The sequence below is a fragment of the Larkinella ripae genome, from assembly GCF_054780775.1.
In genome coordinates this window covers 560,842-586,782 of record NZ_BAAGVR010000028.1, presented here as the reverse complement: position 1 = coordinate 586,782, position 25,941 = coordinate 560,842, and the positions used below count along the sequence as shown (strand labels likewise).

Below are 25,941 nucleotides of genomic sequence, written 5' to 3'. Positions count from 1 at the left end.
CTTTATATACTGAGAAAGAGGGCGATAGTACCTCTGCCGTTCGCTTTTTTTGTGATCAGGCTTTATCCAGGGTCCGCACCTGCTGAAGATACGCCGTTGGCAACAGGATTTGCTGGGTAATGGCCCGCAACCGAAACCGCAGCAGCACTTTGTAGAGCCACATCACCGACGCCAATAACGGCCGTTCGGGTAAAGGCAGCAGTTGTTTGACGGCGTCGGGCACCAGCAAGGCCTGCGCCTGCCGCAGCAAATCGTAACGCCAGTCGCCCAGTTCTTCGCGGTACCGTTCAAATAATTTGTCGGAAAACGGACTGTGGACCAAATCCCGGTTCAGGTGAACCAGCCGATCGGTTTGCCAATCGGTGTACGTTTGCGGCAATTCCGGCACGCCCATTCCCTCGCCCACCCGCAGAAACGTATCGAAAAGCTCGGCGCGTTCCGGATCGGTCAGGGGGCGGTGCAAAAGCTGAAACGCCCGTTCGGAATAATCGATCAGCATGTAGAGCACATCGCGGTAGGCCCAATCCGGGATCTGGTAGCCGCGGCTTTTTTCGACGCCACCGTGAATCGCCCGCATCCGGTCGATGGCGCCAACGGCCCGCTCGTGCGGCATAAACACAATTTCCTGCGCGTATTTCACCGTCGAAAATAACCGGCCAATCGGATCGGCGGGGAGTTTGCCGGTATAAAACAGCCAGTCAACGGCCCGATTCACGGCAAACTCGGCGGCCCCGCCGGCAAATATCAGCAGGATTACGTCCGCATCCCCCCAAATTCTCCGCACGATGGAATCTTCCCGAACAAAGTAATGCATCTTCTGACAAAAGGTATTTTAAACGGTAACGCATTTTTGTCGTAAATAATGCCGACCAACCAAATCCATCTCACCGGTACTGACCCCACGCCAGTTCCCGGTTTCCCGAAAACAAAAACGCGCCAGTAGGCGTTACTTTTTTATACTATTTTGAGACGACTTCTAACCGTACTCTAATTTTACCAACCCGCATTTGCTGTACCTTTGTCCTGTAAATGGGCTGATTGCCTTTTATTTTTTGATACGAACATATAAATACGTATTCAATTATTTATACCGTTTTTGTAATCATCCAATTTAAAGGTTTTCGGAGGACGGCCGCAGCGTTGCTGAATTGATTGCGGTTTTCAACCGGACGGAACACCGATCATCCCGTTGCCTGCTCGGCCAGAATCGCCCGGCGGTTTTCGTGAAAAAGCCAGCCAAAAACCGGCTGTAGAGTACAATTTACCCAGTTTTACTTTTATATGGCATCCCGTATTAAATCCGATATTACTCCTTTACAACGACTCATCCGCCTGCTCGGGACCGAAAAACGGGACATCTGGTACGTCTGCCTGTACGCCCTGGTGGCGGGCTTGATCAGCCTTTCGCTGCCGCTGGGGGTTCAGGCGGTTTTCAACCTGGTTTCGGGCGGCATGGTCTTCAGTTCGGTCTACGTATTGATCGGTCTGGTGGTGGTGGGCGTGATTGTCACGGGTCTGATCCAGATTGGTCAGCAGGCGCTGGTCGAAGTGCTGGAACAACGCCTGTTCGCCAAAGCCGCCCTGGAATTTACGTACCGTCTGCCGCGCATTCAGCCGGCCGCCCTGCAGGGGCAGGAGGCTCCGGAATTGATGAACCGCTTTTTCGACGTGCTGACCATCCAGAAAGGCATGCCCAAGCTGCTGATCGATTTGATGGCGGCCGCCATCCAGATTCTGTTCGGCATTCTGCTCCTTTCTTTTTACCACCCGGTTTTTCTGGTGTTCGGTTTGTTCACGCTGCTGGCCGTCATCGGAATTGTCTGGATCCTGGGGCCGAGTGGCTTGCGAACCAGCCTGAGCGAATCGAAATACAAGTATAAAATGGCGGCCTGGCTGGAAGACATTGCCAAACGGCTGGGCGATTACCGGAATCCGCAGCGCGTCAACGAGCCGTTGATCCGGACCGACGAATACGTGGGACACTACCTCGAACACCGCAACCAGCATTTTCAGGTGCTGAAGCGGTTTTATTACAACGCCCTGGCGTTCAAGGCGGTGGTAACCGGCGGTTTGCTGATTCTCGGAACCGCCCTGGTGGTTGACCGGCAAATGACCCTCGGCCAGTTTGTGGCGGCTGAGCTGGTCATCGTTTTAATTACGGGTTCGGTTGAAAAACTGATCATGGGAATCGATACGGTTTTTGACATGCTGACCGCGGTCGAAAAAATGGGCAACGTGACTGACCTCCCGCTGGACGACATTAATCCCGACTCGTCGGAAAACCAGACCGCCCAATCGCCGGTTTTATCTCCCTCCCTTTCCTGAATTTTGTATGCTGAATATATCAAATCAATCCATTGACGATAAGAAGATTGACGCGCTTCCGCTCAAGCACCTGCGGGAACTGCCCTCCCTGCGCGCGGGTCGGCGGCTGGGCCGCGGAATGCTGGTCGTCCTGGCCATTGGCGTCTGTACCCTCTTTTTACCCTGGCGGCAGAACATCAACGGGGAAGGCTCCGTGACGGCCCTCACCCCGCAGGATCGTCCGCAAACGCTGCAAAATACCATTGCGGGACGCATCGAACAGTGGAAAGTCCGGGAGGGGCAGTTTGTCCAGCTCAATGATACCTTGCTGGTGATTTCGGAAATCAAGGATGAATATTTCGACCCCAAACTCCCGCTCCGGCTGAAAGAACAGTTGCAGGCCAAACAAGGAAGTCTGGTGGCCACCGATGCCAAAATTGCGGCCCTCGACGGCCAGAAAACCGCCCTCGAAAACGGTCTGGCGGTTAAGTTGTCGGCGGCCCGGAACAAGGTTCGGCAGGCTCGTTTTAAAGTCATCAGCGACAGTACCGACCTGATTGCCATCCAGAATACGTTTAAAATTGCCCAGGATCGGCTCCAGCGCTACGAAAAAGGCCACCAGAGCGGCTTGTTCTCGCTGACGGATCTGGAGTCGCGCCGGTTGAAAGTTCAGGAAGACTATGCCAAGGTGATTGCCCAGGAAAACAAGCTGAACGTGACGCGGCAGGAACTGCTGAATGCCCAGCTGGATCTGGGCACCATTCAGGCCGACTACCAGGAAAAACTCGCCAAAACCCAGTCGGATCGCAGTTCGGCGGTTTCGTACCGCACCGAAATCGACGGGGAAATTTCCAAGCTGGTCAACAAAATCAGCAGTGTGGAGGTGCGCCGGGGCATGTACGTCATCCGCGCCCCGCAGAGCGGCTATGTGGTGCGGGCGCTCAAGGCCGGTATCGGTGAAACCATCAAGGAAGGCGAATCCATTGCGACCCTGCAACCCGCCAAACCCCTCGTGGCTGTTGAACTCTACGTCCGTCCGAACGACGTGCCGCTTATTCAGCCCGGTCGGCACGTGCGACTCGAATTCGACGGCTGGCCCGCGGTGCAGTTTTCGGGCTGGCCCAACGTGGCCGTCGGTACCTTCGGGGGTGAAGTTTCGGTGATCGACGCGGTCAGCAGCCCCAACGGCAGCTACCGGCTGCTGGTGGAGCCCCAGACAAGCGACAAAGATCCGGACTGGCCCCGGCAACTGCGGGTCGGGTCGGGTGTGTACGGCTGGGTGATGCTCGACAACGTGCCGATCTGGTATGAACTCTGGCGAAAACTCAACGGTTTTCCGCCCAGTCTGAAAGCTGAGCCGGGCAGTTCCAGGGAGGGGGCCAAAAAATGAAAACCGTCTTCGGCCTTTTAAAAACCGCTCTGCTCATCGGCGCGCTGGTGCTGGGCCCGGATTCAGCCCGGGCCCAGACGACCGACACGCTCACGTTTACGGCGGCTGAATTCTACAATGCCATTGCGCAATACCACCCCGTCGTTCGGCTGTCATCGCTCCTGAGCCAGGAGGCCCAGCAGGAAGTGCTCCAGGCCCGGGGCGCCTTCGATCCGAAACTGTTTTCGTATTACGATAAAAAACAGTTTGGCAACACGCTGTATTACGACAAATGGCAGTCGGGTCTAGCGGTCCCCATCCTGCCCGGCGGAGTCGATCTGAAAATTACCCACGACCGGTTTGGGGGCAAATACGTGAACCCGGAAGAACGGCTGTCCACACCGGGGCTGACCAGCGTGGGTGTGTCGGTGCCCGTCGGACAGGGACTTCTCATTGACGCCCGGCGTAACGCGCTGCGGCAGGCTCAACTCGCCATCAATCTGGCCGAAGCGGACCGGCTCAAACTGATCAACAAGACGCTGTTCGATGCGGCCAAGACGTACTGGGACTGGTTTTTTGCCTATCAGCAGTTCCGGTTGCTGGATGACGGTTTCCGGCTGGCCGATGTGCGGTTTCGGGCCACCCGCGACCGCGCGCTGCTGGGTGATGTGGCCGCCATCGACACCACGGAAGCCCTCATTACGTTGCAGGACCGCCAGGTTCAGCGCGAGCAGACTGTGGCCGCCCTGCAAAATACCCGGCTCCGGCTGATGGCGTTTTTGTGGAATGCGGATCGGCAACCGGTCGAACTGCCGGAACGGGTCGTTCCGCAACTGGCGCTGGTGGGGTATCTGGACGAACCCGTTGTGCAAAACCTCCTCGACCGGGCCGCCGAACTGCATCCGGAATTAACAAAACTCCAGACCAAAGAACGCCAGCTGGTGGTGGAAGAGCGGTTTCGGCGCTCGCTGCTCAGGCCGCAGTTGAACGCCAGCGCCAGTCTGTTGAGCGGATTACCGGTTTTTGGCGAAGTCAGCGGCCTGCCCACGTATTACGGTTTTCGCAGCACGAATTACAAGCTGGGTCTCGACTTCACCTTTCCGCTTTTTCTGCGCAAAGAGCGGGGCAAACTGCAACAGGTGCAAATCAAGGCACAGCAAATCAATCTGGAACGCCAGCAGGTCAGCCGCGACATTGCCAACGACATCCAGACGTCCTGGAATGAACTAAAAACCCTGGAACGCCAGATTCAGGTTCAGCAGCAAACCGTTCAGAATCAGCAACGTCTGGTGGAAGCGGAACAGCAGAAGTTTGACATGGGCGAAAGTTCACTGTTTCTGATCAATACCCGCGAAACCAAGCTGATCGACCTGCGCATCAAGTGGGAAGAAATGAAATCGAAATACCAGAAAGCCATTGCCGACCTGTATTACCGGGCCGGAACGACGCCCTAAGCGGCCACGAACACGGCCAGCGGGATGGCGTTACAGTTTGAGGACGGTAAACTCAACCCGCCGGTTTTTCTTTTTATTGGCTTCATTGTCGTTGGGAGCCGCCGGTCGGGTGTCGCCGTAGCCTTCAAATTGCAGGCGGTTTTCGGTGATTCCGCGCTGAATGAGGTAGTTGGTAATCACCCGCGCCCGGTTTTCGGAAAGCGATTGATTCAGACGCCGGTCACCCACGTTGTCGGTATGGCCCGCGATTTCGATGACCAGTTTAGGGTAGCGAGTGAGCGTATTCAGGAGCTGGTCCAGTTGCGGATACGACTCCTTCCGCAACACATAACTGCTCTGATCGAAGTACACATTATCCAGGCGAATCTTATCGTTTACTTTCAAATCGCGGAAAACACTGTCGGGCTGGGCGGTTTTTGCCGGACTCGCCTTCACCGGTTCCACCTTTTCCAGCAGGGCCAGGTGCTCGTAATTGGCGCAGGAGTCGCAGGGCACGAACAGCACTTCCTCCATCGCGTAATAGCCTGGCGCCGTGGTGCTGATAACCACCGTGTCGCTGCGCCCCAGCGCGAACGTAAACATGCGCCCCACCGAACTCTGCCCGCTGAAACGCTTCTTCGATAAAACCGCCTTTACCTGAAACGTGGCCGGGATTTCGGCCTTCGTCTTTTCGTCCAGCGCCCGGATGGCAAAGTCGGTCGTGTGCCGCAGCACCAGCTTCGTGCCGGACTGCGCCCCCGCAAGCTGCGCAATTGAGATGGTTAGCCAAGCAATCAACAGTACGGAACGCATAACCGGTTTCAGAGTTACAGTAAAGAGTTGAGGTCGAGTGGCGCGGTGGCTGATCGGAACCGGATGCCGCCCGGTTCCGTTTTCGGTTTTCGGTAGCGAACCCATTTTGTCTATCATGAGTGTCGACCGCCGAAAACCGAAAACGGGATCCCGAAAACCGCTTCTAAAATCAGGCCAGTTAGTTGATTTTCAAAACCGCCATAAAAGCTTCCTGCGGAATTTCGACGTTCCCAACCTGGCGCATCCGTTTCTTTCCTTTTTTCTGCTTCTCAAGCAGTTTCCGTTTCCGGCTGATGTCACCCCCGTAACATTTGGCCAATACGTCTTTGCGCAGGGCTTTCACGGTTTCACGGGCAATAATTTTCTGGCCGATAGCCGCCTGAATGGCAATCTCAAACTGCTGGCGGGGCAGCAACTCGCGCAGTTTTTCGCAGAGTTTTTTACCCCATTCGTAGGCTTTGTCGCGGTGAACAATGGCCGAAAGCGCATCGACCCCTTCGCCGTTCAGCATGATATCGAGTTTCACCATGGTTGATTCGCGGTTGCCCAGAAACTCGTAGTCGAGCGACGCGTAGCCGCGCGAGATGGTTTTCAGTTTATCAAAAAAGTCGAAAACAACTTCGGCCAGCGGCATTTCGAACTGAAGTTCCACGCGGTCGGCGGTCAGGTAAAGCTGGTTTTTGAACACCGACCGTTTGTCCATGCACAAGCCGATGATGGCGCCGACGTATTCGGCCTTCGAGATAATCTGCGCTTTGATAAACGGCTCTTCAATCCAGTCGATGCTGCTGGGATCGGGCATTTCGGCCGGGGCACTCACCTGCAGGGTTTCGCCCTTGGTCGTGATCACTTCAAACCGCACCGACGGCACGGTGGTAATCACCGTCATGTCAAACTCACGTTCCAGCCGTTCCTGCACAATTTCCATGTGCAGCATCCCCAGAAAACCGCAGCGGAAACCGAAACCCAGAGCCGCCGACGTTTCCGGTTCCCACACCAGCGAAGCGTCGTTCAGCTGCAACTTTTCCATCGCTTCCCGAAGTTCTTCAAACTCGCTGGTATCGACCGGGTAAATGCCGGCAAAAACCATCGGTTTTACTTCTTCAAAACCCTGAATGGCGGTCGCTGCAGGGTTGGCCAGCTGGGTAATGGTATCCCCAACCTTAACTTCTTTCGCCACTTTAATGCCCGAAATCAGGTAACCCACGTCGCCACATTCGATGACGTCTTTCGGTTCCTGACCCAGTCGCAGCGTGCCAATTTCGTCGGCAAAATATTCTTTCCCGGTCGCCATGAACTTGACCTTATCCCCTTTGCGGATGCGGCCGTTTTTGACCCGGAAAATAACTTCAATTCCCCGGTAGGAGTTGAATTGCGAGTCAAAAATCAGGGCTTGCAGTTCTCCGTCGGGATTGCCCGTCGGGGCCGGAATGCGTTCGACAATAGCGTTCAGAATCGCTTCAATGCCGATGCCTTCCTTGCCGCTGGCCGGAATGATGTCATCGCGCTCGCAACCGATCAGATCCACCATTTCATCTTTGACTTCCTCCGGCATGGAGCCCGGCAGGTCGATTTTATTCAAAACCGGGATGATCACCAGGTTGTTGTTCATCGCCAGGTACAGGTTCGAAATGGTCTGAGCCTCCGTTCCCTGCGACGCATCGACCAGCAGCAGCGCACCCTCGCAGGCGGCAATGGAGCGGGACACTTCGTAGGAAAAGTCAACGTGGCCCGGCGTGTCGATGAGGTTGAGCGTGTAGCGTTCGCCTTTATACAGATAATTCATCTGGATGGCGTGGCTCTTGATGGTAATGCCTCGTTCGCGCTCCAGGTCCATGTCGTCCAGCAGCTGCGCCTGCATGTCGCGCTCCCCCACGGTTTTGGTAAACTCCAGCAATCGGTCGGCCAGGGTGCTTTTGCCGTGGTCGATATGGGCAATAATGCAAAAATTACGAATATGCTTCACGCTGTGAAATCGGTTGTCTATCTCGGTGTACCGGCAAAAATACGGAAAAAACCGCAGATTGTCGCCGACAGTTCTGCGGCCCCGGCCCCGGCCCGTAACCGGTTCAGGTTGACCACTTAAGGGGAAGCCAGTTGCATTAGAATACCGCAGACATACCCCATGTACGTACCGACAGCGTACCCCAGAATCGCCATCAGAACGCCGACCGGGGCCAAAACCGGGTGAAACGCAGCGGCAATGATCGGAGCCGTGGCCGGTCCGCCGATGCAGGACTGACTGCCGACGGCCAGAAAGAAATACGGCGCGCGGATCAGGCGGCTGAAGCCGATCATCAGCAGCACATGGAACAGCATCCAGACCAGGCCCACCAGAATCAATCCGGGATGATCGGCAATCGCCAGAACGTTCATTTTCAGGCCAATGGTGGCAATCATCAGGTACAAAAAAACCGTGGCTACCTTCGACGCGCCCGCGCCTTCCAGCGCCCGGACGCGGGTAAACGAGAGCCCGATGCCGATGGCCGTGGCCAGCCCGACAATCCAGAAAAACGGCGCATTCAGACTAAACCGGCTTAAAAAGGGCGAATGCGCATCAATAAACGGGGCAATCACCTCGGCCAGCGCGTGCGCAAGGGCCGTGCCGCCAAAACCGACCGCCAGAATCATCACCAAATCCGTCGAAGTGGGGATTTTCCGAAGGGCCTCCACCTGACTCCGCACCCGATCCTTCACCTCGTTTACCGCCCGGGCATCGGCCCGGAGCCAGCGGTCGATTGCCGGGGCCTGACCCGCACCGTATAACAAAACCCCCAGCCACAGATTGGACACAAAAACATCGACGGTGACGATGGCCGAGAACAAGTTGCTGCTGGGCTGAAAAACTTCTTTCAGGGCGGTTTGATTGGCCCCACCACCGATCCAGGTTCCGGCCAGGGTCGCCAGGCCGCGCCAGACGGCATCCGACCCCTGCCCGCCCACCAGCTCCGGCGCCACCTGCGCCAGCAGCCAAACCGCCAGCGGGCCACCCAGCATAATGCTGAGGGCCGAAGCGGCAAACATGAGCACGGATTTCCGGCCCAACTGCCGAAACGCCTTAAAGTCGACACTGAGCGTAAACAAAACCAGGGACGCCGGGAGCAACACCCGCGAGACGATGGGATACAAGGCGGTCGTTTCGGCATCGACCCATCCAAAGGTATTCAGTAAAGAAGGCAGAAAATAGCAGAGAAGCGTGGCCGGAACGTAGTGGTAAAACCGCTGCCAGAACGGGCGCGGGCTGCCGGCGGTGCGCAAAACCGCAGCCAGGATGACGAAAAGCGCTCCGAGGGTAAGGGTATCCGACATTCTAAAAGAGTCCGGTGGTCGATCAGGATTGAATGGGGAAGATAGGACCTAAAACCAAAAGCCGGGGTCATCGACCGCTAAAAACAAACAACGCCGGCTTCAACCTGAGCCGGCGTGTTAAGATTACACTTCATCAACAAACTAAAAACCAATCGGAATGCAGCCACGAACGGTTGGGCTGCCGAAGCCATTCATTTTGTTGCGCCTGATCCAGGATCAAGCCATTTGCTGTAGGAGGGGGACTCGAACCACCCACGGTGCGGTTAGCTACAGTACAACTTCTGGTGGTCAACCCCAGTCGCTTTTGCAAGCGGCATTATGCTGCGTTTATTCCGAACTCACCACCCCCGAGACAGGAGGGCACGTCTGCCAATTTCGACATCCTACAAGGTAAAAGAACGTGGTCCGATCAATCGGCTGACCTTCCGGATCGATTTGACTTTACAAAGTTAGCAAAACCGGTGACTAATTTACAAATTCTCCATAAAAAATTTGAAAAAATTTCTGTTTTCTCAAAATACCACTTATTTTGTTGAAGAATTTAAAAGAATTGCGGCTCAAATGGAGAAAAATTTAGAGATTGACAATGTCGATCTCAAGATTCTGACCTTGTTGATGGAAGACGCCAACATGGCATATACCGAAATTGGCAAACGGATTTTTGTTTCGGGCGGGACCGTTCACGTCCGGATGAAAAAAATGGAACAGATGGGCATCGTGCGGGGCTCCCAGCTGGTCATCGACCACACCAAACTCGGCTGGGACATCAGCGGTTTTCTGGGCATTTACCTCGACAAAAGCTCCCTCTACGAAGATGTGGCGGTGCAGCTGCTGAAAATTCCGGAGATCGTCAACCTGCATTACACGACGGGAATTTACAGCATTTTTGCCCGGATTGTCTGCCGCGACACGCAACACCTGCGCGAAGTGCTGCACGATAAAATCCAGAAAGTCAGCGGGATTCAGCGTACCGAAACCTTTATTTCGCTCGAAGAACGCATTTCCCGACCCATTCCGTTTGGGGTCAATGTGCCCGACGATAAAGATTGACGGTTTTGGGGTAAAACCGCCCGTCGGGGCGATGTTGGGTCACGGCTGTCAAATAAAGGGAAACTTTCCGATATTTGCCTTACCAAGCGGAACAGTCCTCCGATCCGTTTTGTTAATCCTCTATAGACTTTTGCGTGTATTAGCCGCAACCCATCATGAGCAAAGACGTTGAAATATTAGAAAGCATTACCAATTCCGAATATAAATACGGTTTCGAGACCCTGATTGAAGCGGATGAAGCACCGGTTGGTCTGAGCGAAGACATTGTCCGGTTTATTTCTGCGAAGAAAAACGAACCGGAATGGATGCTGGAATGGCGGCTGAAAGCGTACCGTTACTGGCTAACGCTGAAGGAACCGCACTGGACTAACCTCAAGTATCCGCCGATTGATTATCAGGGACTTAAGTATTATTCTGCCCCCAAGCAGAAAAAAACCGTCAACAGCCTGGATGAGATTGACCCGGAACTGCGGGCCACGTTTGAACGTCTGGGCATTTCGTTGCAGGAACAGGAGCGGCTTTCGGGTGTTGCCGTCGATGCCGTCATCGATTCGGTTTCGATTGCCACCACCTTTAAAGATAAACTGAAAGACCTCGGCATCATTTTCTGTTCGATGACCGAAGCCGTTCAGGAACATCCCGACCTGGTGCGGAAGTATCTGGGCTCGGTGGTTCCGCCCCGCGACAATTACTATGCGGCCCTGAATTCGGCTGTTTTTTCCGATGGATCGTTCTGTTACATTCCGAAAGGCGTTCGCTGCCCGATGGAGCTCTCGACCTATTTCCGGATCAATGCCGCCGGAACCGGGCAGTTTGAACGGACGCTGATTGTGGCCGACGAAGGTTCGTACGTGAGTTACCTGGAAGGCTGCACCGCCCCGATGCGCGATGAAAATCAGTTGCACGCGGCCGTGGTGGAGTTGGTGGCGGCCAAAGAAGCCGAAATCAAGTATTCCACCGTGCAGAACTGGTATCCGGGCGACAAGGAAGGCAAAGGCGGTATTTACAATTTTGTGACCAAACGCGGCATCTGTGAGGGCGCACACGCCAAGATTTCGTGGACGCAGGTGGAAACCGGGTCGGCCATTACCTGGAAATACCCGTCGGTCATTCTGAAAGGTGATTACTCGACCGGTGAGTTCTATTCGGTTGCTGTCACGAATAATTACCAGCAGGCCGACACCGGAACGAAGATGATTCACGTCGGAAAAAATACCAAAAGCCGGATCGTGTCGAAAGGGATTTCGGCGGGCCGCAGCCAGAACGCCTACCGGGGCCTGGTGCAGGTGTTCAAACGGGCCGAAAACGCCCGGAACCACTCGCAGTGCGACTCCCTCCTGCTCGGCGACCGCTGCGGTGCGCACACCTTCCCGTACATTGAAGTAAACAACCGGTCGGCCACCGTTGAACACGAAGCGACCACGTCAAAAATTGGCGAAGATCAACTGTTCTACTGCAACCAGCGCGGTATTCCAACGGAGCAGGCCGTCGCCCTGATCATTAACGGGTACGCCAAGGAGGTCTTGAACCAGTTGCCGATGGAATTTGCGGTTGAAGCCCAGAAATTACTGGAAATCAGCCTGGAAGGCAGCGTCGGTTAACCAATACTTTTTTAGAAAAGGTGATAAAGGCAGGCTTCGGCTTGCCTTTATCTGTTTTGGCAAATGGGTATAGATTAATTAGCCCTCGCGTGCAACTCCAAAACCGGTTTAGGCATCTCCAGAAAAAACCCGCAGAATGCTTATGAAACGAATCGCTACTTCACTCCTTCTCCTTTTTCTGGCGCTCCCCGCTTTTGCCACCTGGTCGATCCTGATCATCGACGAAAAAACCGGCGAAATTGGCATTGCCGGGGCGTCCTGTTCACCAAATTGCTACGGAATTGGCCAGATCGTCCCGGGAAAAGGGGGCATCATTGTCCAGGCAATGAGCAACGACGAAGCCCGCGAAAAAGGGCTGGCCCTGATTCGGGCCGGGGCCTCTCCCGCCGAAATTATTGCGGCTTTGAAAAAACCGGAATTTGAATTTGAAGAGCAGCAATACGCCGTGATCACCCTGGCCCATCCGGATGCGGCCCGGACCTATACGGGGGCCGAAACGCATCCGTCCCGGGGCGCCCTAACGGCGCGCGGGGTTTCGGTGCAGGGCAACATCCTGACCAACGAACAGGAATTACAGGTCGTGCTCGATGCGGTTTTGAAAGGCCGCAGCGAAGGGCTGCGGATCGATGCGATTCTGATGCGGGCGCTCGAAGCCGGTTCCGCAGCCGGGGGCGACAAACGTTGCGGGGAGCAGCGGGCCACCAGCGCCTTTCTCATGGTAGCCAAACCGGATGACCAACCCAACCGGCTTTCCCTGGATTTGCGGATTTTTGGTCAGCACAAGGGCGGTCCGAATGCGGTTTCTTTGCTGCGGGAAAAGTACGACCGACGGAAAAAGTAGGGGCCTTCATTCCGTTAAAACCGCCACTGGATTCCAACGCCAACCCCCTGCCGGACCCCGATGACCGGACGGGGTTGCTCGAACCGGAAATAGGTAACCTGATAGGTACCCACAACCTGCAACGGTTTACTCAACTGGTAACTGTAACGAATCTGCCCATCGAACAGACCATTTTGCCCCACCCGACTGACCGTAAACTGATCACGACCCGCATATTCATAATTGGGTCGATAAACCGCATTGATGAGCGGCAGAAACAGTTGAGCCTGAATCTGTTGTTTCGCGTTGATCCGGTACACCCCGTTTGCCGACCCGCCCAGGGACGCAGCCGCCGTTGCCAAAACCGTGCGGACGTTGATATCCGGGCTGTAATTCGTGGTGTTGCTCACGAACCGCACGCCCGCGCCACCGAAAAGGTGCAGCCGGTTCTCCGGATGGTGAACCCTCGAAAACCGCCACCGGTAATTGAATAGCGCATCGATCAGGCGGGTTGACGCGGGCCGGGAAACGATGGATTGCGGGGTCGCCCGCGTGTAACCGGCTTCGAGTTGCCACTGGGTTCTGAGTCGTTCCTGCCGGTAGAAAGCCTGCAAGCCGATTCCGGTCCCCCGATAGGTGTAATCGGAATGGAAAAAATCCTTGATTTGCAGGGGAGCCGCTCCGACGGTGAGCCCTAAAAACCGACTTTGATCCTGCCCGGCGGCCCGGCGACCGCCGATCGTCAGCAAACCCATGATGAGCAACGTTTTTCCCCATCTATTCATAGCAAAGCGGGAAGAATTTGAAACCGGATCATACCAAAAATCTGGGCGGTGAGTTCGGAATTCAGGTTGCCGCCGGTTGACACCACTACGAGGTTTTCGGTTGGCAGAACCACAATAAAATGACCGCCGTTTCCGGATGCGTAGTAGGCGGGAACGCGCCTGGTGTCGAGAACGAACTCCCGGCGCCACCACAAAAAACCGTATTCCTGGCCGCGGAGCACTACCTGTTTTCGGGTCGATTCTTCCACCCAACCGGCGGAGATTACCTGCCGACCCTCCCACTGCCCTTTGTTCAGAAACAACTGTCCAATCCTGGCCATGTCGCGCGGCCGAATAAACATTCGGCCACTGGTATTGACTGGTCCGGTGGGCATCCGATCCCAGCGAATGGGATTGATTCCGAGCGGTTTCCATAAATTAGCCTGCGCAAACTCCTCGACGGTTTTGCCCGTTGCCCGCTGGAGAATGCCGCCCAAAACCGCCACGCCCCCGGTGCAATATTGCGATACGCTGCCGGGATTGTTCTGCATCGGCAGGTCCAGCGTATACCGAATCCAGTCCGGCGACGTGTACATTCGCGCTTCATTTCCCGGCGATTGGGGATCATCGTCGTTGCACGCCAAACCCGACCGCATCGTCAGCAAATCCCGGATCGTGATCTGTCTTTTGGCGGGTGTCAGGTTCGGCAAATCGGCGTATTCCGGAAAATAATCGATCACCTTCCCGTCCAGACTTTTGATCGCTCCCTGGTCCACAGCAATGCCGATGAGGGCCGAAGTGATGCTTTTGGTCGCCGAGTAAATGTTTTCAGGCACCGCGCGCGTGAACCCGTTGAAGTACTTTTCGTAAACCAGTTTTCCGTTTCGGCAAACCAGCAGGCTGTGAATGTTGCGGTATTGCTCCGTCAGCACCTGATCCGTCAATTGTTCCAGCGGTTTTACCTCCATCCCCTGACTCTGAAGCGACGCCACCGCCCAGCCATCCGCGATTTGCTCGGGCATCTGGTAGGTGGAGGTTTGGGGAGGGTCCGTTTTCAATTCGCGGCAAGCGACCAGACTACTGAGCAGAACACTGCCATAAAGTAAAGCCGTGTATTTCATCGTTTCCGTTGGTGTGTCCACAAAGGTGAGTCGGTCCGGGAAGAAATAAAACCCTGCCTGGGGAGCTTAACAAAATTTAACAGGGCGTCGAAGGCCGAAAAACCGCGTCAGTCCGGAACCGCTACGGATTCGACGCCCCCTAAAACCGGGTTGCCGATTCTAAAAAGAAAGGAAATGATTCCTGGGATCGGATTCGTCCGTACCTTTGTTTTTCGGTTACACCCGATCCGGTTTTTATTTCCCAAAACGATGACATTTTCGCTTAAAACGCCCCTCAGCCGCTTTCGTCTGGTTGGCATTCTGGAAGGTATTTCGTACCTGGTTTTGCTCGGCATCGCCATGCCCCTGAAATACATGGCGGGCTGGCCCCTGGCGGTCAAATACGTTGGCTGGGCGCACGGGGTGCTGTTTATTGCCTACATCCTGACCCTCATTGCCGTCACGTTCGACCGGCGCTGGTCGGTGGGCCGGGTTCTGATCGCTTTTATTGCGTCGCTGGTGCCGTTTGGCACGTTCTGGCTGGATGGGCGGCTGAAAAAGGAAGAGCAGGCTGCGGTTTAGGATAGAGCCCGGCTATTTTGCCCCCTCACCGGCGGGTAGCTGTTTTTTCACCAGTTTCTGAATGGTGAGCGCCAGTTTCATCAGCTGCTGGTAGCCGTCCAGCAGTTCCGTCCGGTTTGTCTGCCGGAGGAACAGAATATTCCGAAACGGGGTTTGCCCCAGATACTGCACGACTTCGCGGCTGTTTCCGCCCAGAAACGGAATTCGGCTGATGAGAAAAGGGCCGGAAATCGACGTTACCGCATCCAGTTCCGCATTCTCGACCCGCGTGACGGACTCGTATTTGTTGTAATAGTCAAACAAGGTCCGCTTCAAAACCGGGTTCGTCATCATTTGCATATTGCCGGTGCTTTTCAAGTCCAGAAAAGTTACGTCTTCGGCGATAAAGCGGGGCCGTTTCATAATGAACCGGATCGCATCCAAAACCAGCCGCGACGAATCGGGCGATACCGGCCGCTCACTGATCCGGACCAGTTTTTCGGCATTTTGCAAAACCAGCTCCGTTTCGCGGATGACCTTGACCAGTTCCCGCCGGTCGGTTTCAATATCGCTGGCGAGCCCTTTGAGGTAAAACTGCTCGACCTCGGCTTTGCGCTGCCTTTCCCGCCACTCGTCAAACAAAAAGGAAAGGGTAATACTGACGATGATGACCAGAATTTCGAGCACGTATTCGGGCCACCTTTCCCGGATCAGGGTGATTATTTTATTCGCAGAAGTCCGGCCCGCGCGCGCTCCGGCATCCGTAGGATTCTCCATCTGATCTGGTAGTCAAGGTGTAATCAATCGACCGTCGATTGGCGGGTAATTTTATCTATTTTCCTGTAGTTACCAAAGAAACCTTTTGCGTATATTGCCCGACGACAAATCAACGTTCACCAAAAATTCGTGTCGCCCGGATGAAGATGAGTGCCCCCAACCGTAGCTTGATTCCGCTTGCCATCTCCTTACTGACTGCCGCAACCGTAATTACCTGTACCCAAACCAGCGAAAATAAGCAAACCACGGATGTAAAAACCGGCAGCGTGGCCGTTGCGACAGCAAAACCGGCTTCACTGACCGCCAGTTTGCCCGAAACCACGGTGGACCCGACCACCATCCCGGCCAGTAAAATCGCCGATGCCGCCACCATTCTGAGTCGCAGGCAGGTGCCGATCCTGTGCTACCACCAGGTGCGCGAATGGAGGCCGAAAGATTCGGAAAATGCCCGGTCCTACATCATGCCGGTGCAGGTGTTCAAGGATCAGATCAAGATGCTGGCCGACAGCGGCTATCATTCCATTTCGCCCGACCAGCTCTATGCCTACCTGACCACCGGCGCGCCCCTGCCCGAAAAACCGGTCCTGATTACCTTCGACGATGGCGATGAGGAACAGCACAGCCTGGCCGCACCGATTCTGGAGCAACACGGTTTTAAAGGAACGTTCTTCATCATGACCGCGTCGATTGGCCGCCGGGGCTACCAGCATTACATGGACAAAGCGCAGATCAAGGACCTGGCCGACCGCGGCCACACCATCGGCTGCCACACCTGGGACCACCACAACGTCAAGAAATACCAGGGCCAGGATTGGGTGACGCAGATTGAAGAACCGACGAAAAAACTGGAAGCCATCACCGGAAAACCGGTCCGGCATTTTGCCTATCCGTTCGGCCTGTGGAACCACGAAGCGACGGTGGAGTTGAAAAAACGCGGCTACCTCGGCGCGTATCAACTCGCCGAAAAGAAACGCGACGACGAAAATCCGCTGCTCAGCGTTCGCCGGATCATCGCCAGCGGCTACTGGAGTCCCCGAACGCTGCACAACAGCATGAAAAATAGCTTTAACTAATCAACCGCCCCCGATTTAAACCGGGGGCGGTTTTGTTTTACCGGCTATTTTCAGCACATACTTCGAGTACGGAATCTCCCCTTTGTAAAAAACCGCCCCTTCGGGTTCCATGCCAAAGCGCCGGTAAAAATCGGCCGCCGACAGCCGGGCGTCGCACCAGAGCGTGTGCGCTCGCAGCCGTCGCGCTTCCTCGATCACCTGCTGCAACAAACGAGTTCCAACACCCTGGCGCTGGCAATCGGGGCGGGTCGCCAATTTTCGGAACCGGGCGATGCCGTCTTGCTCAAACAAGGAAATAACCGCCACCAGTTCGTCCTCCCGGAAAGCGCCGAAATGCCAGCCTTCCGCGTCTTCGTCAAGCCTCACATAGGCCCGGGGTTTGTCGGGCCAGAGCACCGCGTGGCGCAGCGGATGCGTTTCTTCCGGTTTAATTTGTCGAATAATGATCACAACACAGCGGGTAAATTGCTAAGTTAGGGCTTCCTTACCACCAAAACCGCCTAAACCGATGGCACAGAAAAAATTTCTCCTGACCGAATCAGACATTCCCGAGCAATGGTATAACATCGTGGCCGACATGCCCAACAAACCGCTGCCGCCCCTGCACCCCGGCACCAAAGAACCGATTGGTCCGGACATGCTGGCCCCGCTGTTTCCGATGGAGTTGATTAAACAGGAAGTCACGACCGATCAATGGGTGGACATTCCGGACGAGGTGCGGGAGATTTATAAAATCTGGCGACCCACGCCGATGTTCCGGGCTTACGGGCTGGAGAAATTGCTCGACACGCCCGCCAAAATTTACTACAAATACGAAGGCGTCAGTCCGGCGGGCTCGCATAAACCGAACACGGCGGTTCCGCAGGCGTATTACAACAAACAGGCGGGCGTTAAGCGCATTACGACCGAAACCGGCGCGGGACAATGGGGCAGCGCCCTGAGTTTTGCCTGCCAGTTGTTCGGCATCGAATGCGAGGTGTATATGGTGCGGGCCAGTTACGACGGAAAACCGTACCGCAAACTGATGATGAACACCTGGGGTGCCAGCGTGTATCCGTCGCCCTCGAACCGTACCGCAGCCGGGCAGAAAATTCTGGCGGGCGATCCCAACTCGCCGGGCAGCCTCGGCATCGCCATTTCAGAAGCCGTCGAGCTGGCGTTTCAGGACGAGGATACCAAATACGCCCTCGGCTCGGTGCTGAACCACGTGCTGATGCACCAGACGGTGATCGGCCTGGAAGCCATCAAACAACTCGAACAGGCCGGTGATTTTCCGGACATCATCGTGGCCCCGTTCGGCGGTGGTTCCAACTTCGCCGGCATTACGTTTCCGTTTCTCCGCTACAACCTGCAGGAAGGCAAAAAAATCCGCTGCATTGCCGCCGAACCGGCCTCCTGCCCCAAACTGACGCGCGGGGTGTTCCGCTACGACCTGGGCGATACGGTTGGCATGACGCCCCTGATTCCGATGTACACGCTCGGTCACAACTTCATTCCGGCGCCCATCCATGCGGGCGGTTTGCGCTACCACGGCGCGGGGGCCATTGTCAGTCAATTGCTGAACGACCAGCTCATTGAAGCGCAGGCCCTGAAACAACTGGAATGCTTCGAAGCCGGAATCAAGTTTGCCAAAACGGAAGGCATTATTCCCGCGCCCGAAGCCACCCACGCCATTGCCACGGCCATTCGGGAAGCCGAACGGGCCAAAGAAGAGGGCACTTCCAAAACGATTTTATTCAACCTCTGCGGACACGGCCATTTTGACATGGGCGCTTACGAACAGTATCTGTCGGGCAAACTGGTGGAGCACGAAGTAACGCAGGAAGAGATTATGGCTTCGCTGGCGGAACTGGATACGCCCCTGATTGCTTGACGGTTTACGGTTTTTGGTTTACGGTGTTCGGTGTTCACTATTCGTTATTCACTATTCGGTGTTCGTTATTCTGTTTTTAAGTCAATATCGAATAACGAATAGTGAATAACGAACATCGAATAGCGAATGGATGCCCAATAAAGTTATGCTAACGATTAATTTCACTCCGTTTCCGACACTGGAAACGGAACGCCTGGTTTTGCGGCAACTGGAACCGTCGGATCAACAGGAGCTGTTCCGCCTGCGCTCCGATACGGACATCATGCGGTTTATTGCCCGGCCGCTGGCGAAAACCGTGGACGATGCCGCGCTGCTGATCAAAGACTTCAGGGAGGCCGCCCGCAACAACGAGCGCATTACGTGGGGAATCACGCTCAAAAATTCACCGGCCCTCATCGGCACCATCGGGTTCGTTAAAATCCTGAAGGAACACGAGCGGGCTGAGGTGGGCTACCTGCTGCATCCGCTTCACCACGGCAGCGGGCTGATGCAGGAAGCCCTTCGGGCGGTCATCGATTACGGTTTTCAAATCCTGAACCTCCACTCCATCGAAGCGGTTGTCGATCCCCGAAATACCGCTTCCGCCCGGATTCTGGAACGCAACGGTTTTCGGAAGGAAGGGCATTTCAAGGAAAATATTTGCTTCAATGGCCAGTTCCGGGATTCGGTCTATTACGCCCGGCTGGCTTCGAACCGCCCACCTTCCGCCTAGCAATCCAGTTCAAAAATCGGTCAGTTCAGCCGCCCGAAATCACCGTTCAGTCAATCCCCGCGTTTCCTTCATAGGGGTAAAGTCCACCTTTGTGGTCTCAGCTGTATTCAAAACAGTAAACAACACCATGAAGGATTTAAGGTTCACCCCAATGCCCGGCACCCGCCGGTTTTTTCCGCATTCCATTCGCTTCGTTTTTAGCTTCTTTTTCCTGACCAGCTGGGCGGTTTTTGGGCAAACGGCGCCCGGCGCCCAAACCGTAATTGGGTCCATCACCGAAAGCCCGTCGGGGGCCAGCGTTCCTTTTGCCTCCGTCGCCGTTAAGGGAAAACCGGTGGGCACCCAGGCCGACGAAAATGGTCAATTTCGTTTCATCCTGAGCCAGGGGGCGGATTCGCTGCTGGTTTCGGCAATGGGTTATCAGACCACCACGGTGGCAATTAGTAAAACCGCAACGGAACAAACCATTCAGGTCGTACTAAAACCGGTCGCCACGCAATTGAACGAAGTGGTGATTCGGGCGGGCGAAAATCCGGCGTACCGGATTCTGCGGGAGGTCGACGCCCGCCGGTCGCGGCACGATTTCGGACAGCTCAACGGCTACGAATACGAAGCCTACAGCCAGCTCTCCATTCAGATCAGTGCGTTATCTGAGCGGTTTCGCCAACGTCCCGCCGTGCAAACGGTGCTGCGTTCGCTGGAGAAAAAAGGGCCGGGAAAACCGCTGACGGCCATCCCCGTCTTTTTTTCGGAAACCGTCTCCCGGGTTTACGCCCGTCGGCAGCCGGAACGCCAGAAAGAGCATATTCTCAAAACCAACATCAGCAGCGCCGGACTGACCGACGACAGCTTCATCACGATGTTTACCGGAGCCGGTTTTAACACCCTCAATTTTTACCGGAACACCGTCAGCCTGTTTAAAAAAGAGTTTATATCGCCCCTGGCTGCGGGTGGCCGAACCGCTTATAAATACTTTCTGGCCGACACGGCCCAGGTAGGTCTGCACACCTGCTACGTCATTGATTTCGACCCGAAAAACGAGCGTGATCTGGTGTTTAGGGGCAAACTCTGGATCGATACGCTCAGTTATGCCCTCGTGCAGATCGAAGCGCAGGTTGGGGCTGCGGCCAACGTTAATTTTATCAATCAGATTGCGATTAACCAGACGTACGAAACCACCAGCGATACGGCGGATGTCTGGCTGCCCGAAACCACCCGGCTGACGGTTCAGGTGGGTGAAGTCGTCAAAAACACCTTCGGGGCCACGGTCGATTACCTGACCACCGCCCGCCAGCCGCTGGTGGGCTGGCCCCAGCCGGTCGGGTTCTTTGACACGGAGGTGCAGGTGGCCGACGATGCCCGGCAGAGTTCGGCCGACTACTGGCAGGCCCAGCGGCAGCAGACGCCCGAAGCCCAAACAAACGAGCAGACGCGCGCCCTGCTGGATACGGTCCGGAACCTGCCGGTTTTTAAATTCATCAGCCGCAGCGGCCAGTTTGTGCTCAACGGCGGTTATGTTCCGCTGACCAAAGGCGTCGAAGTGGGGTCGGTTTTTTCGCTGTGGGCCCACAATCCGGTGGAAGGCCACCGGTTTCGGCTGGGTCTGCAAACCAATCCCGCGTTCAGCCGAACCTGGCAGCTGTCGGGCTACGGAGCCTACGGCACCCGCGACAAAGTCTGGAAAATGGGGGGCGAGGTCAATTACATTCTGACGCGCAGCCCGTTAACGCTGATTACGTTAAAGAGCAGTTACGACCTGGAACAACTCGGGTTCCGTACCGAAGATTTAGCCGACAACCCGTTCCTGCGGACCACCAGCCGGTTTGGTCAGTTCCGTCATGCGTTTTATCAGAATGAAACTTCGCTGGCCATCCAACGCGATTTTGGAGCGGATTTCATTCAAACGGCGGGGATTCGCTACCGGCACATCGATCCGCTTTTTCCCTTGGCCTTCCCGCTGACGCAGGACTCCCAGCAAACCGTACGCAACGCCAGTTTCTGGGGCAAAGAAGCGTTTCTCGAAATGCGGTACGCGCCGGGACGGATTCCCAGCCGCCGGGTGACGAAACGCCGGATTCAGCGCCGGGCCACCGAAACCGCCCCCCTCATCAGCCTGCGGTATACCTACGGAACGACGGCGTTCGACGGCGGCACGTTTGGCGGTTACCACAAATGGCAGTTTCAGCTGGATCACACCTTGCGGTGGGGATTGTTCGGCCGGACGCAGTACTCGGTTCAGGCCGGTTTTACTCCCTCAACCCTGCCCTATCCGCTTTTGCAGGTCCACGTCGGCAACGAATCGCCGTTTTACAACCGCAACGCGTTCAACCTGATGAATTACGCCGAGTTTGTCAGCGACCGGTACGCCACGGTTTCGCTGGAACACAAATTTGAGGGACTGCTCACCAACCGCGTTCCGCTGATTCGGCGGCTGGGCTGGCGCAGTTTTGTGTCGGGCAAGGTGTTGTGGGGAAGCCTGAGCGCGGCCAACCGCAATCTGATTGCCACGCAGGATGGTTCGGGAAAACCGCTGGCGCCGGTTTATTCACTGCAGCGCGCTCCGTACGCGGAAGTGGGCTACGGAATAGAAAACATTTTCAAGCTGGTGCGCGTCGAAGCCCTTCACCGACTCACCTACCGGCAGAATCCGCACATGACGCCTTTTGCCGTAAAAGTATCGTTCCAACTCGGTTTGTAAACTTGGCGAAAACCGGTATTTTGGCAGGCCGTGATCAGCCGGTCAGCCGAAACCTTTGAAGCGCCCATGTCCACCGAATCCACAAAACCGGTTCAATTCGAGTCCGTCATCGAGCGGTTTGAGCAACGGGACCGAACGCATTACATGGCGGTTCCCGACGAGGTGGCCCAGCAATTTACGCGGACCAAACCGGTTCGGATGCTGTGCCGGCTGAACGGCACGGTGGAGTTTCACTGCGCGCTCCGGCCCAAAGGCGACGGCACCTTTTACATCAGCGTTGGAACGCCCATCCGCCAGCAGGGAAAGTTAAAAATGGGGGATGTCGTTCGGGCCGCGATCTGGAAAGACGAGAGTGAATACGGCCGGAAAATGCCTGAGGAGCTGATTGAACTGTTTGCCATCGACGAAGAGGGAAACCGCCTGTTTCACGCGCTGACGCCCAGCCAACAACGCGCCATCCTCTACTACGTGGACGGGGCTAAGAATCCCCAGATTCGCGTTGACCGGGCGATCATGATGATTGACCGGCTGAAAACCAATTCGTTCGGGAAGCATGCGTAAAATCCGGTTGTACGATACGCGGGCGTTTACCGAAAAATTCATGCCTTCGCAGGAACTGGGGGCGTTTTTCCGGGGCGAGGTGGGCCAATTCTTCATCATGCGCGTGGAGGACATGTACCAGTTCGTCACCCGGCCGGTACCGGCCTCCCGTTCCACCATCACGTCCTGCCTGTACATCACCGAAGGTGAAGCCAGCATCAAAATTGGCAGCGAACTATACACCATTCGGGCGGATGAACTGCTGTTTGTGCCCGCCGGTCAGGTGTTTTCGTTCCGCGAAAACGAATGGAACAAGGGCTACATCTGCGGTTTTCAAAATGACTTTTTAATCGGAAAAATCATCAAGCATACGTCACTGAGCGAGTTTGATTTTTTACGGGTCTGGGGCAATCCCAGGATTAAACCCGACCCGCAGGCCGCCGGTTATATTCGCCCGCTTTTTGCCCGGTTATTGGCCGATTACGAGCAAAACGGGCTGCACAACCCCGACCTGCTTCAGGCGTATCTGATCACGCTGCTGTGTGAAGTAAACCGGGTGTATCAGCCCGCGTCCACCAGCGATCCGGTGGCTGGGGTCAGCATTACGAACCGGTTTCGGGAACTGCTTTTCTCGCTGATTCGGACCAAGCACCGGGTCACGGATTATGCCGCGCTGCTCCACATTACGCCCAACCACCTGAACAAAACCGTCAAAGCCATTACCGGGAAATCGCCTACCCGCTGGATCGACGAAACCATTCTGCTCGAAGCCAAAGTGCTGCTCTGCCAAACCGCACTGTCGGTCGGCGAGGTGGCGCTTGAAGTGGGCGTCGATGATCCTTCCTACTTCACGCGGCTGTTTAAAAAATACGAAGGCCAGACCCCTTCCGAATTTCGCCGGATGATTGAAAAATCCTAAAAACCGCCTTATCCATCCTACCCCGGTTTTAGGAGCCTTACGACCTTTGTATCCTCAAAACAACGCAAAGCATGTACGTCTATTTATTACTGCTCCATTCGGCCGTCCGCTGGCTGGTTTTAGTGAGTCTGCTGTACGCCAGTTACCGGGGACTGACCGGCTGGCTGAACTCGAAACTGTACACGAAACGCGACAATTCGATCCGGCACATCACGGCCACCATTGCCCACGTTCAGCTGTTGATTGGGTATACTCTGTATTTCAACAGCCCGATGATCAGTTACTTCCGATCGAATTTTGGCCAGGCCAGCAAGCAGTTCGAGTTTCTGTTTTTCGGTTTGATCCACCTGACGCTGATGACGCTGGCGGTTCTTTTCATCACCATCGGCTCGGCGGCATCGAAACGGGAAGAAACCGCAACGGCAAAATTCCGGACCATGACCATCTGGTACCTCATCGCGCTGCTCCTCATTTTTGTGGCCATTCCCTGGCCGTTTTCCCCCCTGGCAAATCGCCCTTATTTACGCTCTTTTTAATCATGCTACCATTCCTCCAAACCAAACTCGGGCGGTTACGGCTGCTCGGATTTCTGGAAGGTCTTTCCCTCCTGCTGCTGATTGGCATTGCCGTTCCCCTCAAATACCTCGGTGGCGATCCTGCCTTCGTGAAAGCCCTGGGGCCGGTGCACGGCCTGTTGTTTGTACTGTTCGTGGTCAATACGCTGAGTGTCGGCATCGAGCGCCGGTGGAAATTCCTGGAAACCACCTGGAAAGTCCTTGTCGCCTGCTTCATTCCGTTCGGAACGTTTTACATTGATTACAAAATCCTGTCCCGCCTGTCCTGAAAAAAACCGGTGGGCCCGGACGGAATCCATGCCGCCCAAGCCCACCGGTTCCAGATGGTTTATGTTGTTTACTGCGGACCCCGCCGGCTGCCACCGCCCCGATTGGAGGAGTTCTGGCGCTCCTGGTACTGGCGGGTCGCCTGATCCGGAGCGCGTTGCTGAAACGACTCCCGACTGCGTTCCGCCCGCTGCGGGGCGCCTTCGTTGCCTCCGCTGCGCGATCCGCTTTCCCGGCGGCTGGACGGATCCGGCTGCGGCATCGACCGGTTTTCCGACCGGCGCTCAAACGAGGGCCGGCTGCTTTCGGGGTTGTAGGTCCGGCTGCCGCGGCTGTCGGATGGGTTTTCGAAGCGGTTGGGCCGGTTGCGGTTCCAGTCATTCCGATCCGAACGCTCAACCGAATTGTCGGTGTTCGTGCGATTGTTAAAATCGGGGCGATTCCGGTTTTCGTCGCTGGTCCGGTTGTTGAAATCCGGACGGTTGGGAAAACCGTCGTTCCGATTGCTTGCATTATCGCCCCGGCTGCCCGGGTAATTGGGACGGTTGGCGCGATCGTAGTTCCGATTGTTGTCGGCCATTTCGCCCCGGCGGTTTCCGGTATAATCACCCCGGTTATTAAAGCGGTCCGACGGGTACGAAGAACCGTTACCGCCCCGTGCGCCGACCGTACCCCGGCGAACCACATCGTTGGCGCGGTACACCGGCACGCTCCGGCGGGAGTACCGCTCGATTTCCTCCCGGCGCGGCCCATACCCGTAGTTCCGGTTGTTATACCGGTAGACGTTGTTGATGATCGTCGTGTTGTGGTAGACATTGACCACCCGGGTGCGCGGGATGCAGTAGTTGTAGACGCGCGGGCTGGTGAGGTAGAGTTGCGGCACAAACGTCCAGTAATTGAACGGAAGGTTGATGTTCACGTTGATGTTCATGCCCGGTCCGAGCGGAGCCCAGCCGTAATAACCGCCCCCCGAACGCCAGCTCACCCAGGCCGGTCCCCACTCGCTGTCGGGGATCCAGATCCAGCGTCCGTAATAATCGTCGAACTGCCAGCGTCCGTAGTGAAACGGCGCCCAGCCCCAGTCGTAATCCGACACCCAGGTGTTGCCGTATTCAGTCATGGCCCAGTGCCCGTTCGTTGCATACGGCTGAAAATCAGCATCTACTTCCGGCATCCAGACCCGGCCGTGGGTGGAGTTTGGCACCCATTCTCCGTACGGTTCCAGTTCATCGTAAAACGAGTCAACGGGCCGATCGACACCGGGCTGGGCCAGCAGGGTCTGCGGCCCGGACAGTGCGATCAGAAAGAATAAGAATAACCCCAAAGCCGGCAAGATTCGTCGTGTTTTCATGGCCCATCGGACATTAAAAGTGGCACTGCGCT

24 protein-coding genes are annotated in these 25,941 nt (G+C 55.7%); 15 read left to right on the top strand and 9 right to left on the bottom strand.

Annotated elements, in window-relative coordinates:
- Window positions 1-55: 55 nt before the first annotated feature.
- Entirely contained in the window at window positions 56-814 is a 759-nt protein-coding gene (locus ACYVHX_RS24300) for an oxygenase MpaB family protein (RefSeq protein ID WP_460674298.1), read from the bottom strand.
- 467 nt (window positions 815-1,281) lie between these two features.
- On the opposite strand from ACYVHX_RS24300, the gene ACYVHX_RS24295 reads away from it, so the two are divergent.
- Genes ACYVHX_RS24295 through ACYVHX_RS24285 form a run of 3 tightly spaced genes read left to right on the top strand, consistent with a single transcriptional unit; the run spans window position 1,282 to window position 5,127 of the window.
- Window positions 1,282-2,325 (top strand): ABC transporter transmembrane domain-containing protein, encoded by a 1,044-nt coding sequence (locus ACYVHX_RS24295; protein WP_460674297.1) that lies wholly within the window; start codon window positions 1,282-1,284, stop codon window positions 2,323-2,325.
- Between the two features lie 7 nt (window positions 2,326-2,332).
- Window positions 2,333-3,694, top strand: a complete 1,362-nt coding sequence (locus tag ACYVHX_RS24290; protein WP_460674296.1) for an HlyD family secretion protein — start codon at window positions 2,333-2,335, stop codon at window positions 3,692-3,694.
- Complete coding sequence (locus ACYVHX_RS24285) at window positions 3,691-5,127, top strand: TolC family protein (protein WP_460674295.1); 1,437 nt, start codon at window positions 3,691-3,693, stop codon at window positions 5,125-5,127. Before ACYVHX_RS24290 ends, ACYVHX_RS24285 begins: the two co-directional genes overlap by 4 nt.
- 30 nt (window positions 5,128-5,157) lie before the next feature.
- Here ACYVHX_RS24285 and ACYVHX_RS24280 read toward each other — a convergent pair whose 3' ends face one another.
- The 3 genes from ACYVHX_RS24280 to ACYVHX_RS24270 all read right to left on the bottom strand — a co-directional run bounded on the left by ACYVHX_RS24280 (window position 5,158) and on the right by ACYVHX_RS24270 (window position 9,228).
- Window positions 5,158-5,919, bottom strand: coding sequence for an OmpA family protein (locus ACYVHX_RS24280; protein WP_460674294.1), 762 nt, complete (start codon window positions 5,917-5,919; stop codon window positions 5,158-5,160).
- 178 nt (window positions 5,920-6,097) lie between these two features.
- Window positions 6,098-7,885, bottom strand: coding sequence for a translation elongation factor 4 (gene lepA / locus ACYVHX_RS24275; RefSeq protein WP_460674293.1), 1,788 nt, complete (start codon window positions 7,883-7,885; stop codon window positions 6,098-6,100).
- A 116-nt stretch (window positions 7,886-8,001) separates the two neighbouring features.
- A complete protein-coding gene (locus tag ACYVHX_RS24270; protein WP_460674292.1) occupies window positions 8,002-9,228 on the bottom strand; it encodes a DUF819 family protein in 1,227 nt (408 codons plus the stop codon).
- Window positions 9,229-9,789: 561 nt separating this feature from the next.
- Between ACYVHX_RS24270 and ACYVHX_RS24265 the strand changes: the two genes are divergently transcribed.
- The 3 genes from ACYVHX_RS24265 to ACYVHX_RS24255 all read left to right on the top strand — a co-directional run bounded on the left by ACYVHX_RS24265 (window position 9,790) and on the right by ACYVHX_RS24255 (window position 12,720).
- Window positions 9,790-10,278, top strand: coding sequence for an Lrp/AsnC ligand binding domain-containing protein (locus ACYVHX_RS24265; RefSeq protein ID WP_460674291.1), 489 nt, complete (start codon window positions 9,790-9,792; stop codon window positions 10,276-10,278).
- A 155-nt stretch (window positions 10,279-10,433) separates the two neighbouring features.
- Window positions 10,434-11,879 carry a Fe-S cluster assembly protein SufB gene (gene sufB / locus ACYVHX_RS24260; RefSeq protein WP_460674290.1) on the top strand — a complete coding sequence of 482 codons (1,446 nt, stop codon included), beginning with the start codon at window positions 10,434-10,436 and terminating at the stop codon, window positions 11,877-11,879.
- 142 nt (window positions 11,880-12,021) lie between these two features.
- The gene (locus tag ACYVHX_RS24255) at window positions 12,022-12,720 is read left to right on the top strand and encodes a DUF1028 domain-containing protein (RefSeq protein WP_460674289.1); all 699 of its coding nucleotides are present in this window, start codon (window positions 12,022-12,024) and stop codon (window positions 12,718-12,720) included.
- A gap of 14 nt (window positions 12,721-12,734) precedes the next feature.
- Here ACYVHX_RS24255 and ACYVHX_RS24250 read toward each other — a convergent pair whose 3' ends face one another.
- Together ACYVHX_RS24250 and ACYVHX_RS24245 are read right to left on the bottom strand one after the other, a co-directional pair.
- Window positions 12,735-13,484 (bottom strand): hypothetical protein, encoded by a 750-nt coding sequence (locus ACYVHX_RS24250; RefSeq protein WP_460674288.1) that lies wholly within the window; start codon window positions 13,482-13,484, stop codon window positions 12,735-12,737.
- Window positions 13,481-14,605, bottom strand: coding sequence for a serine hydrolase domain-containing protein (locus ACYVHX_RS24245; protein ID WP_460674287.1), 1,125 nt, complete (start codon window positions 14,603-14,605; stop codon window positions 13,481-13,483). Before ACYVHX_RS24245 ends, ACYVHX_RS24250 begins: the two co-directional genes overlap by 4 nt.
- Before the next feature lie 228 nt (window positions 14,606-14,833).
- Between ACYVHX_RS24245 and ACYVHX_RS24240 the strand changes: the two genes are divergently transcribed.
- Window positions 14,834-15,145 (top strand): DUF3817 domain-containing protein, encoded by a 312-nt coding sequence (locus tag ACYVHX_RS24240; RefSeq protein ID WP_460674286.1) that lies wholly within the window; start codon window positions 14,834-14,836, stop codon window positions 15,143-15,145.
- Window positions 15,146-15,157: 12 nt separating this feature from the next.
- Here ACYVHX_RS24240 and ACYVHX_RS24235 read toward each other — a convergent pair whose 3' ends face one another.
- Window positions 15,158-15,901 carry a hypothetical protein gene (locus tag ACYVHX_RS24235; protein WP_460674285.1) on the bottom strand — a complete coding sequence of 248 codons (744 nt, stop codon included), beginning with the start codon at window positions 15,899-15,901 and terminating at the stop codon, window positions 15,158-15,160.
- 146 nt (window positions 15,902-16,047) lie between these two features.
- On the opposite strand from ACYVHX_RS24235, the gene ACYVHX_RS24230 reads away from it, so the two are divergent.
- The gene (locus ACYVHX_RS24230) at window positions 16,048-16,974 is read left to right on the top strand and encodes a polysaccharide deacetylase family protein (protein WP_460674284.1); all 927 of its coding nucleotides are present in this window, start codon (window positions 16,048-16,050) and stop codon (window positions 16,972-16,974) included.
- Window positions 16,975-16,989: 15 nt separating this feature from the next.
- On the opposite strand, the gene ACYVHX_RS24225 is transcribed toward ACYVHX_RS24230, so the two are convergent.
- Window positions 16,990-17,424 (bottom strand): GNAT family N-acetyltransferase, encoded by a 435-nt coding sequence (locus tag ACYVHX_RS24225; protein ID WP_460674283.1) that lies wholly within the window; start codon window positions 17,422-17,424, stop codon window positions 16,990-16,992.
- Between the two features lie 58 nt (window positions 17,425-17,482).
- On the opposite strand from ACYVHX_RS24225, the gene ACYVHX_RS24220 reads away from it, so the two are divergent.
- The 7 genes from ACYVHX_RS24220 to ACYVHX_RS24190 all read left to right on the top strand — a co-directional run bounded on the left by ACYVHX_RS24220 (window position 17,483) and on the right by ACYVHX_RS24190 (window position 24,560).
- The gene (locus tag ACYVHX_RS24220; protein ID WP_460674282.1) at window positions 17,483-18,847 is read left to right on the top strand and encodes a TrpB-like pyridoxal phosphate-dependent enzyme; all 1,365 of its coding nucleotides are present in this window, start codon (window positions 17,483-17,485) and stop codon (window positions 18,845-18,847) included.
- Between the two features lie 145 nt (window positions 18,848-18,992).
- Window positions 18,993-19,559: a GNAT family N-acetyltransferase gene (locus ACYVHX_RS24215; protein ID WP_460674281.1), complete on the top strand. Its 567-nt coding sequence runs from the start codon at window positions 18,993-18,995 to the stop codon at window positions 19,557-19,559.
- 127 nt (window positions 19,560-19,686) lie between these two features.
- Window positions 19,687-22,257 carry a DUF5686 and carboxypeptidase-like regulatory domain-containing protein gene (locus ACYVHX_RS24210; protein ID WP_460674280.1) on the top strand — a complete coding sequence of 857 codons (2,571 nt, stop codon included), beginning with the start codon at window positions 19,687-19,689 and terminating at the stop codon, window positions 22,255-22,257.
- Between the two features lie 66 nt (window positions 22,258-22,323).
- Window positions 22,324-22,818: a YdeI/OmpD-associated family protein gene (locus tag ACYVHX_RS24205; protein WP_460674279.1), complete on the top strand. Its 495-nt coding sequence runs from the start codon at window positions 22,324-22,326 to the stop codon at window positions 22,816-22,818.
- Window positions 22,811-23,716: an AraC family transcriptional regulator gene (locus ACYVHX_RS24200; protein ID WP_460674278.1), complete on the top strand. Its 906-nt coding sequence runs from the start codon at window positions 22,811-22,813 to the stop codon at window positions 23,714-23,716. The genes ACYVHX_RS24205 and ACYVHX_RS24200 overlap by 8 nt, the downstream gene beginning before the upstream one ends.
- 71 nt (window positions 23,717-23,787) lie before the next feature.
- Window positions 23,788-24,252: a hypothetical protein gene (locus ACYVHX_RS24195; protein ID WP_460674277.1), complete on the top strand. Its 465-nt coding sequence runs from the start codon at window positions 23,788-23,790 to the stop codon at window positions 24,250-24,252.
- Between the two features lie 2 nt (window positions 24,253-24,254).
- Complete coding sequence (locus tag ACYVHX_RS24190; RefSeq protein WP_460674276.1) at window positions 24,255-24,560, top strand: DUF3817 domain-containing protein; 306 nt, start codon at window positions 24,255-24,257, stop codon at window positions 24,558-24,560.
- A gap of 68 nt (window positions 24,561-24,628) precedes the next feature.
- Here the strand turns inward: ACYVHX_RS24190 and ACYVHX_RS24185 are convergent, their stop codons facing one another.
- The gene (locus ACYVHX_RS24185; protein ID WP_460674275.1) at window positions 24,629-25,909 is read right to left on the bottom strand and encodes a DUF6600 domain-containing protein; all 1,281 of its coding nucleotides are present in this window, start codon (window positions 25,907-25,909) and stop codon (window positions 24,629-24,631) included.
- Window positions 25,910-25,941: the final 32 nt, after the last annotated feature.

Coding starts and splice junctions, on each gene's coding strand:
- ACYVHX_RS24300 (WP_460674298.1), bottom strand. CDS start 814: ATGCATTACTTTGTTCGGGAAGATTCCATCGTGCGGAGAATTTGGGGG.
- ACYVHX_RS24295 (WP_460674297.1), top strand. CDS start 1,282: ATGGCATCCCGTATTAAATCCGATATTACTCCTTTACAACGACTCATC.
- ACYVHX_RS24290 (WP_460674296.1), top strand. CDS start 2,333: ATGCTGAATATATCAAATCAATCCATTGACGATAAGAAGATTGACGCG.
- ACYVHX_RS24285 (WP_460674295.1), top strand. CDS start 3,691: ATGAAAACCGTCTTCGGCCTTTTAAAAACCGCTCTGCTCATCGGCGCG.
- ACYVHX_RS24280 (WP_460674294.1), bottom strand. CDS start 5,919: ATGCGTTCCGTACTGTTGATTGCTTGGCTAACCATCTCAATTGCGCAG.
- ACYVHX_RS24270 (WP_460674292.1), bottom strand. CDS start 9,228: ATGTCGGATACCCTTACCCTCGGAGCGCTTTTCGTCATCCTGGCTGCG.
- ACYVHX_RS24265 (WP_460674291.1), top strand. CDS start 9,790: ATGGAGAAAAATTTAGAGATTGACAATGTCGATCTCAAGATTCTGACC.
- sufB (WP_460674290.1), top strand. CDS start 10,434: ATGAGCAAAGACGTTGAAATATTAGAAAGCATTACCAATTCCGAATAT.
- ACYVHX_RS24255 (WP_460674289.1), top strand. CDS start 12,022: ATGAAACGAATCGCTACTTCACTCCTTCTCCTTTTTCTGGCGCTCCCC.
- ACYVHX_RS24250 (WP_460674288.1), bottom strand. CDS start 13,484: ATGAATAGATGGGGAAAAACGTTGCTCATCATGGGTTTGCTGACGATC.
- ACYVHX_RS24240 (WP_460674286.1), top strand. CDS start 14,834: ATGACATTTTCGCTTAAAACGCCCCTCAGCCGCTTTCGTCTGGTTGGC.
- ACYVHX_RS24235 (WP_460674285.1), bottom strand. CDS start 15,901: ATGGAGAATCCTACGGATGCCGGAGCGCGCGCGGGCCGGACTTCTGCG.
- ACYVHX_RS24230 (WP_460674284.1), top strand. CDS start 16,048: ATGAGTGCCCCCAACCGTAGCTTGATTCCGCTTGCCATCTCCTTACTG.
- ACYVHX_RS24220 (WP_460674282.1), top strand. CDS start 17,483: ATGGCACAGAAAAAATTTCTCCTGACCGAATCAGACATTCCCGAGCAA.
- ACYVHX_RS24215 (WP_460674281.1), top strand. CDS start 18,993: ATGCTAACGATTAATTTCACTCCGTTTCCGACACTGGAAACGGAACGC.
- ACYVHX_RS24210 (WP_460674280.1), top strand. CDS start 19,687: ATGAAGGATTTAAGGTTCACCCCAATGCCCGGCACCCGCCGGTTTTTT.
- ACYVHX_RS24205 (WP_460674279.1), top strand. CDS start 22,324: ATGTCCACCGAATCCACAAAACCGGTTCAATTCGAGTCCGTCATCGAG.
- ACYVHX_RS24200 (WP_460674278.1), top strand. CDS start 22,811: ATGCGTAAAATCCGGTTGTACGATACGCGGGCGTTTACCGAAAAATTC.
- ACYVHX_RS24195 (WP_460674277.1), top strand. CDS start 23,788: ATGTACGTCTATTTATTACTGCTCCATTCGGCCGTCCGCTGGCTGGTT.
- ACYVHX_RS24190 (WP_460674276.1), top strand. CDS start 24,255: ATGCTACCATTCCTCCAAACCAAACTCGGGCGGTTACGGCTGCTCGGA.
- ACYVHX_RS24185 (WP_460674275.1), bottom strand. CDS start 25,909: ATGAAAACACGACGAATCTTGCCGGCTTTGGGGTTATTCTTATTCTTT.